Below are 9,744 nucleotides of genomic sequence, written 5' to 3' on the forward strand. Positions count from 1 at the left end.
GGTGCCGCGGGGGGCGGCCATCAGGACCGGCTTGCCGTGCAGCGCGGTGGTGTCGACGACGTCGAAGAAGGACGTGAACAGACCGCTGTAGGAGGCGGTGACGACCGGGGTGACCGCGTGCAGGCCGTCGGCCCCGGTGACTGCCCCGACCGCCGCGGCCAGGGCGGGGCCGACGCGGCCCGCGCCGACGACGCCGACGGTCAGGCGCGCGGGACGGTCCCCGGCGGCGCCGGAGGGAGGTTGGTTCACGTGGGCTCGGCCTTCCGTTCCAGTCCGCAGGACCCGGTACCGGACGATTGCTGCCATGCTACGCGGACTCGCCGGCTCCCCGTTCTGCCCGCCCGCCGGGCGGGACGGGCGCGGGACGGGCCGGCGCGGGGCCCGGGGCCCCGCCGGGCGGGCGGCCGACCGGTCAGCAGGGCTCCCGCCGCCGGGCCGGCAGCGCCCGGCGCAGACGCGCGAGGAGCGGTACGGCGGGGCGGGGAGCCGGCCGGGAGTCCAGGAGGGCGGCCCGGAACTCCCGGCCTGCGTGCGGGTCTGCCAGGCCCGGCAGGGGCGGCGGCTCCTGCCCGTGCCGGGCGGCCCGGTACTGGGCGAGTGCGTACTCGGCTTGGAAGCTCATGCCCCCACGCTGCGCCCGCCCGCGGCGACCGGGCACGCCGATTGACCACGGCCGTCAAACGGCGGCGGGGGCGCGGCCGGCGGCGGGCAGGATGGCCCCATGAGCCTGGTCATCGACATCACCGGCCTGCCCGAGGAGCACGTCGTCTTCTCCCCCTCCCCGCTGGCGGAGCTGAGCGCCGCCCTGCACGCCCTCTCCGAGCCCTCGCACCACCCCGGGCTGCACGGCTGGACGACCACGACGCTCGCCGGGCTCGGACCGGACCTCGCCGGGCGGCTCTCCGACGCGGACATCCTGTGGCGTTCCATCCGCTCCGACATCCTGCTGCCCGGCGGTCCCCGGCCCGGCGCCACGCTCGCCGAGGAGCTGGACTCCGTGGACCGGCTGGACGACGAGCGGTACGTCCGGGCCGCGCTGGAGATCAACTGCTCCGCCGACTACAGCGGCGAGGGTCCCTCGCCGCTGGTCGACGAGGGGGCCCGGCGGCGGGCCCTGGAGCGGGCCGCGGCGCGCGGGCCCAAGCAACTGGAGTTCGTGCGGCACCTGCTGGCGGACCCGCCCGCGGTACGGGTCTGGATACGGCGGCTGCTGGAGGACTGCGACCGGGCGTTCTTCGCCGACACCTGGCAGCGGGTGCGCGGACAGCTCACCGCCGACGCCCGGCACAAGACGGACCTGCTGCGGCGCAGGGGGCTGGCCGAGGCGCTGGCCGCCGCGTCGTCCGCGATCACCGTGGAGGAGGACGGCGGCGGGCGGCGCGTGGTCGTCGACAAGCTGGCGCAGGGCAGGACGACGGCGGTGGACCCGGCCGTCGGGCCGGGGATGACCATGGTGCCCACCGCCTTCGGCTGGCCCCATCTGCTGGTGCTGCACGCCCCGGGCTGGCGGCCGGTGATCGAGTACCCGGTCGCCTCGGGCGAACTGCGCGCGGGCCCGGGGTCGGTGGAGGTGATGGAGCGCCGTCTGGAGGCCCTGGCCCACCCGGTGCGGATCCGGCTGTGCCGCAGCCTGGCCCGCGCCCCGTACACCACCGGTGAGCTGGCGAACGGGCTGGGGATCACCGCGCCGGAGGTCTCCCGGCACCTGAAGGCGCTGCGGGAGGCGGGGCTGCTGACGACGCGCAGGCACGGGCGGTACGTGCAGCACCGCCTGGACGTCACCGTCGTGGCGCGGCTGGGCAGCGACTTCCTGGAGGCGGTGCTGCGCTGAGGCCCCACCGGACCGGCGGGGACCGGCGGGAAAAGACCGGCGCCGGGCCCGCGCGGTGGGGGATCATCGGGCGCATGACCGCTGACGAGGCAACCGGGGAAGCAGGGGAAGCGCGCGAGGACACCGGGGCAGGGGGCTCCGGTGCCGGGGACACCGGTGCCGGGAACGCCGAGGCAGGGAACGCCGAGGCAGGGAACGCCGAGGCCGAGCGGGCCCGCAGGCTCGCGGCGTGGACCGCGGCGCGGCGGAAGCTGTCCGACGGCCCGGTGGACGGCACGCTCGCCGGGCGGCTGGCCCGGCTGGCGGAGGAGGGCTCCGAGGTGTACGACCTGGACGGCAGCCCCGACATCTACGGCGACGGGATCGTCGCCCGCCTGGAGGAGCGCACCGCAGCCGCGCTGGGCTGCGAGGCCGCCGCTTTCTTCCCCACCGGCACCATGGCCCAGCAGGTCGCCCTGCGCTGCTGGGCGGGCCGTACCGGCAACCCGGTCGTCGCCCTGCACCCGATGGCGCACCCCGAGCGCCACGAGCGGGGCGCGCTGGGGCGGCTGAGCGGGCTGGGCACCGTGCACCCCACCACCGAGCCGCGCCCGCCCACCGCCGAGGAGGTGCGGGAGCTGGAGGAGCCCTTCGGCGCGCTGATGCTCGAACTCCCGCTGCGCGACGCCGGTTTCGTGCTGCCGACGTGGGACGAGCTGGTGGCGGTGACCGAGGCCGCGCGGGAGCGGGACGCGGTGGTGCACTTCGACGGCGCGCGGCTGTGGGAGTGCACCGCGCACTTCGGGCGCACGCTCCCCGAGATCGCCGCTCTGGCCGACAGCGTGTACGTGTCCTTCTACAAGTCCCTCGGCGGCCTCTCGGGCGCCGCCCTGGCCGGTCCCGCGGACTTCGTGGCGGAGGCGCGCGCCTGGCGGCACCGCTACGGCGGGCAGGTCTTCCAGCAGTGGCCCGCCGCGCTGTCCGCGCTGGTGGGGCTGGAGCGGGAGCTGCCCCGGCTGCCCCGGTACGCCGCCCACGCCGCGATGGTCGCGGCGGCGCTGCGGGAGGGGCTGGCGGAGGCCGGGATGCCGTGGTTCCGGATCCATCCGGCCGAGCCGCACACCCACCAGTTCCAGGTGTGGCTGCCGTACGGCGCCGACGGGCTGACGGAGGCGGGGGTGCGGCAGGCGGAGGAGGACGGGACGGTGCTGTTCCGAGTCTGGGACGCGCCGGGCGCGCCCGGTCCGCCGGGGACGGCCGTGACCGAGGTGACGGTGGGCGCTCCGGGGCTGCGCTGGGGCCCGCAGGACGTACGCGACGCGCTGTACGGCTTCCTCGCCCGCGTCCCGGAGCGGGGTGCGGGCGGCGGTGTCTGAGGTCCGGGCCCCCGGCCCCGGGACCTTCCGGGAGCGCCGGCCCTCAGGCGCCCCCGCCGCCCGCCCGCACCAGCCCCGTCTCGTACGCCAGCACCACCGCCTGCACCCGGTCGCGCAGCTCCAGCTTGGCGAGGATGCGGCCCACGTGCGTCTTGACGGTGGCCTCCGAGAGCACCAGGCGCCGGGCGATCTCGCCGTTCGACAGCCCTTGGGCCACCAGCAGCAGCACCTCGCGCTCGCGGTCCGTCAGGCGTTCCAGCTCCTTGGGGGCGGACCGTTCGGACGCGGCGGGCAGCAGGGAGGCGAAGCGGTCGATCAGGCGGCGGGTGGTGGAGGGGGCGACCACCGCGTCGCCGCTGTGGACGGCGCGGATCGCGGCCAGCAGCTCGCCGGGCGGCACGTCCTTGAGGAGGAAGCCGCCGGCCCCGGCCCGCAGGGCGGAGAAGGCGTACTCGTCGAGGTCGAAGGTGGTCAGGATCAGCACCCGGGGGTTTCCTGGGCCGCCCTCGCCCCCCTCGCAGATGCGGCGGGTGGCCTCGACCCCGTCGAGGCGGGGCATCCGCACGTCCATCAGCACCACGTCCACGGCCGTGGCACGGAGCTTCTCCAGCGCCTCGGCGCCGTCCCCGGCCTCGGCGACGACCTCCATGTCCGGCTGGGCGTCCAGCACCATGCGGAAGCCGGTGCGCAGGAGCGCCTGGTCGTCGACGAGCATCACACGGACGGTCATGGTCTTCCCTGGGGCTGTGTCGTCGGGGTCATCGGGGTCATCGGGGTCATCGGGGGCATCGGGGGCACCGGGGTCATCAGGGGCACCGGGGTCATCGGGCAGGAGGGCGCGGCGGCGGGCGGCGCGGTCCTCGCGGGGCCGTTCACCCGGTGCTCTTCAGCGGCAGCACCGCGCTGATCCGGAAGCCGCCGCCGGGCCGCGGCCCGGCGTCCAGGCTGCCGCCGACCATGCCGACGCGCTCGCGCATCCCGATCAGCCCCTGGCCGAGGCCGTCCAGCCCGCCGACCTCGTACAGCTCGCGCTGCGCGCCGCGGCCGTCGTCCTCGGCCAGCAGGGTCAGGTCGTCGGCGCCGTAGGTCAGCCGCACCGTCGCGCCGACGTCCGGGCCGCCGTGCTTGCGGGTGTTGGTCAGCGCCTCCTGCACGATGCGGTACGCGGTCAGCTCGACGCTGCTGGGCAGCGGCCGGGGGGTGCCCTCGACGCGGAAGTCCACGGTCAGGCCCGCGCCGCGCACCTGCTCGACGAGGTCGGCGAGCTGCTCGACACCGGGCTGGGGCACGTACTCGCCGCTCTCGGAGTGCTCCCCGGTGCGCAGCACGCCCAGCAGTCTGCGCATCTCCGACAGCGCCTGGCGCCCGGTGCCGGAGATGGTCTCCAGCGCCTGCCGGGCCTGTTCGGGCGCGGTGTCCATGACGTAGGCGGCGCCGTCGGCCTGGACGACCATCACCGAGACGTTGTGCGCGACCACGTCGTGCAGCTCGCGCGCTATCCGGGCGCGCTCGGCGGCGACGGCGACCTTGGCCTGCGCCTCGCGCTCCCGCTCCAGGCGGGCGGCGCGCTCCTCCAGCTGCGCGTAGTACGCGCGCCGGGTGCGCAGCGAGTCGCCCAGCACCCAGGCCAGCAGGAAGGTGGCGGTGAGGAAGACCGTGCCCAGCACCGCGGCGGCGGTGCCCTGGCCCTCGTTGGGCCAGCGCAGGGTGTGGACGGCGGGCGCGGTCAGGGCTCCGGCGAGGGCGAAGCGCGAGGCCCAGCGGACGTTGCGCGAGGCGTTGGTGAAGACGATCACCAGCAGGGCGAAGTTGGCCGGCACCGGGAACGCGCCCGTCACCACCTCCGCCAGCCCCGCCCCGGTGGCCAGCAGCAGCATCTTCTCCGGCGCCCGGCGGCGCAGGGCCACCACGGTGCACAGCGCGAGGGCGATCGGGACGGAGGCGGCCTGCTGCACCTCCCCCTGCCCCAGCGAATCGGCCGACGGCGGATGCGTCATGATCCCGACGAGCCACACGCCCGACATCACCAGCAGGACGGCGGCCCACGCCCCGTCGACCAGGGTGGGATGCCTGCGCAGGAACTCGTAGAGCCGGTACACATAACCCAGCGTAGGCAGACCGGGCACGCGCCGGGGTCAACCGGACGGCCGATCCCCCGCCTCCCCGCGTACTCCCCAGGGTGGAGGCAGCGGGGCGGCGCGGGGCTGGAGCAGCCAGGTGAAGGCGCCCAGGCCCGCCGGATCGGTCAGCTCGGCGGCCTCGCCCGCGCGGCCCAGGAGCCGCACGTACCCGGCCGGGTCGCTCGACGCCAGGGCGAGCGGCGGCCGCGCACCGCTCACGCCCAGGGCGTGCAGCGCCTCGCGCTGGGAGAGCGGCAGTCCCGGGCCGGTCACCGGGGCGCCGGCGCGTTCGGCCGCCGCCGCGCACGCGTCGAGGGCCACATGGGCGGTCAGATCGCACCGGCCGTCGGGGACGGGCCGCACCTCGCGGCCGTCGCGGTAGCCGGTGAGGGTGCCCAGCGGGGGGCGGGCGGAGCGGGTGTGGGCGTAGTCGACGGCGACGGCCAGTCCGCGCTCCAGGCAGGACACCGCCCGCGCCCAGGCCGCGTCGCGGGGGCGGCCGATCTCCGCGCGCAGCCCAGGTTCGGGCGGCAGCGGCCACCAGCGGGCCAGCCACCGGGCGTCCTCACCGGTCACCGGCCCGCCCGGGTGCTCGGTGCCGTCGGCGTCCACCAGGACGTGGCGGGGGACGCCGTCCACGCCGGTCTCGGCGATGTCCACGGGGACGTCGTCCAGCCACTCGTTGGCGAACAGCAGCCCGCTCACGCCGCGCGGAGGGTCGGCGGACCAGGCGATGGCCGGGTCGAGCCCGTCGGGGCGCCGGGCGCGTTCGACGGCGTGGGGGCGCACCCTGGCGGCCAGCGAGCCGGGCTGCCCGGACAGCTCCGCCAGCACGCCGGTCAGCAGCTCGCCGCGGCCGGCCCCGTAGTCGATCAGCGCCAGTTCGCCGGGGTGGCCCAGCACCTCGTCCACGCGCCGCAGCAGCTCGGCCACCGCGCCCGCGAACAGCGGTGAGGCGTGCACGGAGGTGCGGAAGTGGGCGGCGGGGGCGTGGCGCGTGAAGAAGCCCTCCGGGCCGTAGAGCGCCTCCTCGGCCGCCTCCCGCCAGCGCCGCGGCCCCCTCACCGGACCCGTCGCCGCCCCCCTCGCCGGGCCCGTCACTTGTCGATGTCGCCGACGACGAAGAACATCGACCCCAGGATCGCCACCATGTCGGCCACCAGCGTGCCCGGCAGCAGCTCGGACAGCACCTGGACGTTGTTGTACGAGGCGGAGCGGAGCTTGAGCCGGTACGGGGTCTTCTCGCCCTTGGAGACCAGGTAGTAGCCGTTGATGCCGAGCGGGTTCTCCGTCCAGGCGTAGGTGGCGCCCTCCGGGGCCTTGAGCACCTTGGGCAGCCGCTGGTTGACCGGGCCGGGCGGCAGGCCGGCGAGGCGGTCCAGGCAGGCGTCGGCGAGGTCGAGGGAGTTGCGGGTCTGCTCCAGCAGCACCTCGAAGCGGGCCAGGCAGTCCCCCTCGGTGCGGGTGACGACCCGCAGCACGTCCGCCAGCTCCCCGTACGCCAGGTAGGGCTCGTCGCGGCGCAGGTCGAAGTCCACGCCGGAGGCGCGGGCGATGGGGCCGCTCACGCCGTAGGCGTGGACGGTCTCGGGGGCGAGCACGCCCACGCCGCGGGTGCGGCCGCGGAAGATCTCGTTGCCGAGGACGAGCCGGTCGTAGGTGCCCAGCTTCGCGCGGACGGCGGCCACCGCCTGCCGGGTGCGGCCGAGCCAGCCCGCCGGGAGGTCCTCCTTGAGTCCGCCGACCCGGTTGAACATGTAGTGGATGCGCCCGCCGGAGACCTCCTCCATGACGCGCTGGAGGTCCTCACGCTCGGTGAAGGCGTGGAACACGGGCGTGATGGCGCCCAGCTCCAGCGGATAGGAGCCGAGGAACATCAGGTGGTTGAGGACCCGGTTCAGCTCCGCCAGCAGGGTGCGCGCCCACACGGCCCGCTCGGGGACCTCCATGCCCAGCATCCGCTCGACGGCCATGACGACGCCGAGTTCGTTGGAGAAGGCCGACAGCCAGTCGTGACGGTTGGCCAGGACGATGATCTGCCGGTAGTCGCGTGCCTCGAACAGCTTCTCCGCACCGCGGTGCATGTAGCCGACCACCGGCTCGGCCGCGCTGATCCGCTCGCCGTCCAGTACGAGCCTCAGCCGCAGCACGCCGTGGGTGGAGGGGTGCTGGGGGCCGATGTTGAGCACCATGTCGGTGCTCTCCGCCGCACCGCCGATGCCGACGGTGGTCACGGCGCCGCCGGGGCGCTCGGCGGACGCGGCGGGCTCGGCGTTGGTACCGGGATCGCTCATGGTCCTCAGTCTGGCAGCTCCGCCGGGAGGGCGGCCCCTCTCCCCGTGCCTCCCTCCCCCTCGGTTCCGCCGCCCCGCTCCCTCCTCCCCGCGGTGGATACGCACCGTCACCACCGCCGCCTACCCTTGTCCCATGAGTCAGCTGACAGGGGGGCCGTCCGACGGGGAGACCGACCGGACCGGGCAGACCGGGCGGACCGGGCAGGCCGGGGAGCCCGAGGGCGCCGAGCGGTGGCGCGGCGTCGAACGCGGGCTGCTGCGGATGCGCAGGACGCTGCTGGCGGCCGTGTCCGTGCCGCTCGTCGCGGTGCTGGGGCCGGTCCTGTGGCTGGCCGCCGGTCCGTGGTGGGCCGTCCTCGCCGCGGCGCCGGCGGCGGTCGCGCTGTGGGGATGGAGGGCGATCGCCCGCAACTGGGCCTCCTGGCGGTACTCCGAGCGCGACGACGACCTGCTGATCGCCCGCGGGGTGATATGGCGCGGGCTGACCGTCGTGCCCTACGGCCGGATGCAGCTGGTGGAGGTCACCTCAGGACCGCTGGAGCGGCACTTCGGGCTGGCCCGGGTGCAGTTGCACACCGCCGCGGCGACGACCGACGCGCACATACCCGGACTCGCCCCCGAGGAGGCCGAGCGGCTGCGCGACCGGCTCACCGAGCTGGGCGAGGCCCGTTCGGCGGGGCTGTGATGGCACTGCTCCAGCGCCCGGAGGGCAGGCGGCTGCACCCGGTCACCCCGTGGCGGCGGGCGTGGGCGCCGCTGGCGGCGCTGTTCGCCTTCGCCGCGCAGGACCCGGAGCGGGCCCGGCAGGGCGTGGAGTCCCTGACGGCCGGCCGGCTGCTGGCGGTCCTGGCGCTGCTGCTTCCCGCGGCGGCCGCGTACGGCTTCCTGTCCTGGTGGATGACGAGCTACACCGTCACCGAGACCGAGCTGCGCATCCGCACGGGCCTGCTGTTCCGGCGCGTGGCCCACATCCGGCTGGACCGCCTCCAGGCGATCGACGTGGGGCGCCCCCTGCTGGCCCGCATCGCGGGCGTGGCCAAGCTCAAGCTGGACGTGGTCGGCACGGCCAAGAAGGACGAGCTGGCGTTCCTGGGCGAGCGGGAGGCGGTCGCGCTCCGCGCCGAGCTGCTGGCGCGGGCCGCGGGGATGGCGCCCGAGGCGGCGGCGGAGGCGGGCGAGGCGCCCGCCCGGGAGCTGGTGCGGGTCGGCACGCGGATGCTGGTCGTCTCACTGCTGCTGCTCGGCAGCGTCTGGGGCACGCTGGCCGCGGCGGTGGCCGTGCCCGCGCTGGTCTGGTGGGCGAGCGGCAGTCTCTGGCCCGGCCTGGCGGTGGCGGTGCCGCTGCTCAGCGGTGTGTGGCGCAGCGGTGTGGGGCGCTTCCTCACCGAGTTCGACTGGGTCGTCGCCGAGTCGCCGGACGGGATGCGGCTGGACCACGGGCTGCTGGACCGCGCCCACGCCACCGTCCCGCCCGGCCGCGTCCAGGCCGTCCGGATCGTCGAGCCGTGGCTGTGGCGGCGGCGCGGCTGGGTGCGGGTGGAACTGGACGTGGCCGCCGGGGGCAACGAGGGCGGCCTGCTGCTGCCGGTCGCCACCCGTGAGACGGCCCGGGGCGTACTGGCGCGGGTGCTTCCCGGCGTCGACCCGGCCGAGGCGGCGGCTTCCCTGGCGCCGGTGCCGCGCCGGGCCCGCTGGGTCGTCCCGCTGTGGTGGCGGGGATACGGCCACGGGGTGACCGAGACGGTGTTCGCCTCCCGCAAGGGGCTGCTGTGCCGCACGCTGTCGCTGGTCCCGCACGCGAAGGTGCAGAGCGTACGCCTGACCCAGGGCCCCTGGGAGCGGGCCTTCGAGCTGGCGGACGTCCACGTCGACCACGGGGCGAACGGCACGGTGGCGGCCCGGCTGCGGTCGGTGGAGGAGGCCCGTGCGGTGGTGGCCGCCCAGGCCGAGCGCTCCCGCACCGGGCGCCGCAGGGCGCGGCCGGAGCGCTGGCTCACCTAGAGCCGGCCGGGCGGGGCGGCACGGCGGGCGGCCGGGTGAGCGGCCGGATCAGGCGGGCCGGGCGCGGCGCAGGCCCCTGACCGGGCCCACGTGCCGCGGCGTACCGCCGGCGCCCGCGCCGCCGTCCCCGCCCGCGGGAGGGG

Annotated in this window: 10 protein-coding genes; 4 read left to right on the top strand and 6 right to left on the bottom strand. The window is 76.4% G+C overall.

The window, feature by feature from the left end; genetic code table 11:
• On the bottom strand, positions 1-249 hold a 249-nt coding region (locus ACLIYP_RS27095), incomplete at its 3' end, for an NAD(P)H-dependent oxidoreductase (protein WP_412715731.1).
• Between the two features lie 163 nt (positions 250-412).
• Positions 413-622: a hypothetical protein gene (locus tag ACLIYP_RS27100; protein WP_412715732.1), complete on the bottom strand. Its 210-nt coding sequence runs from the start codon at positions 620-622 to the stop codon at positions 413-415.
• A gap of 99 nt (positions 623-721) precedes the next feature.
• Here ACLIYP_RS27100 and ACLIYP_RS27105 point away from each other — a divergent pair, with 99 nt between their 5' ends.
• Positions 722-1,831 (top strand): DUF5937 family protein, encoded by a 1,110-nt coding sequence (locus ACLIYP_RS27105; protein WP_412715733.1) that lies wholly within the window; start codon positions 722-724, stop codon positions 1,829-1,831.
• A 74-nt stretch (positions 1,832-1,905) separates the two neighbouring features.
• Positions 1,906-3,186 carry a threonine aldolase family protein gene (locus tag ACLIYP_RS27110; RefSeq protein WP_412715734.1) on the top strand — a complete coding sequence of 427 codons (1,281 nt, stop codon included), beginning with the start codon at positions 1,906-1,908 and terminating at the stop codon, positions 3,184-3,186.
• A gap of 43 nt (positions 3,187-3,229) precedes the next feature.
• Here the strand turns inward: ACLIYP_RS27110 and ACLIYP_RS27115 are convergent, their stop codons facing one another.
• The 4 genes from ACLIYP_RS27115 to ACLIYP_RS27130 form a co-directional block, all read right to left on the bottom strand.
• Positions 3,230-3,916, bottom strand: a complete 687-nt coding sequence (locus ACLIYP_RS27115; RefSeq protein ID WP_412715735.1) for a response regulator — start codon at positions 3,914-3,916, stop codon at positions 3,230-3,232.
• 142 nt (positions 3,917-4,058) lie between these two features.
• Positions 4,059-5,285, bottom strand: a complete 1,227-nt coding sequence (locus ACLIYP_RS27120; protein WP_412715736.1) for a sensor histidine kinase — start codon at positions 5,283-5,285, stop codon at positions 4,059-4,061.
• Positions 5,286-5,321: 36 nt separating this feature from the next.
• On the bottom strand, positions 5,322-6,371 hold the full coding sequence (locus tag ACLIYP_RS27125) for an SAM-dependent methyltransferase (protein ID WP_412715737.1): 1,050 nt from the start codon (positions 6,369-6,371) through the stop codon (positions 5,322-5,324).
• A gap of 32 nt (positions 6,372-6,403) precedes the next feature.
• On the bottom strand, positions 6,404-7,498 hold the full coding sequence (locus ACLIYP_RS27130; RefSeq protein WP_412715740.1) for an NADH-quinone oxidoreductase subunit D: 1,095 nt from the start codon (positions 7,496-7,498) through the stop codon (positions 6,404-6,406).
• 235 nt (positions 7,499-7,733) lie between these two features.
• Here ACLIYP_RS27130 and ACLIYP_RS27135 point away from each other — a divergent pair, with 235 nt between their 5' ends.
• Entirely contained in the window at positions 7,734-8,285 is a 552-nt protein-coding gene (locus ACLIYP_RS27135) for a PH domain-containing protein (protein WP_412715738.1), read from the top strand.
• Positions 8,285-9,601: a PH domain-containing protein gene (locus tag ACLIYP_RS27140; RefSeq protein ID WP_412715739.1), complete on the top strand. Its 1,317-nt coding sequence runs from the start codon at positions 8,285-8,287 to the stop codon at positions 9,599-9,601. The genes ACLIYP_RS27135 and ACLIYP_RS27140 overlap by 1 nt, the downstream gene beginning before the upstream one ends.
• Positions 9,602-9,744: the final 143 nt, after the last annotated feature.

Source organism: Streptomyces nanhaiensis (assembly GCF_046614825.1).
Taxonomy (GTDB): domain Bacteria; phylum Actinomycetota; class Actinomycetes; order Streptomycetales; family Streptomycetaceae; genus Streptomyces; species Streptomyces radiopugnans.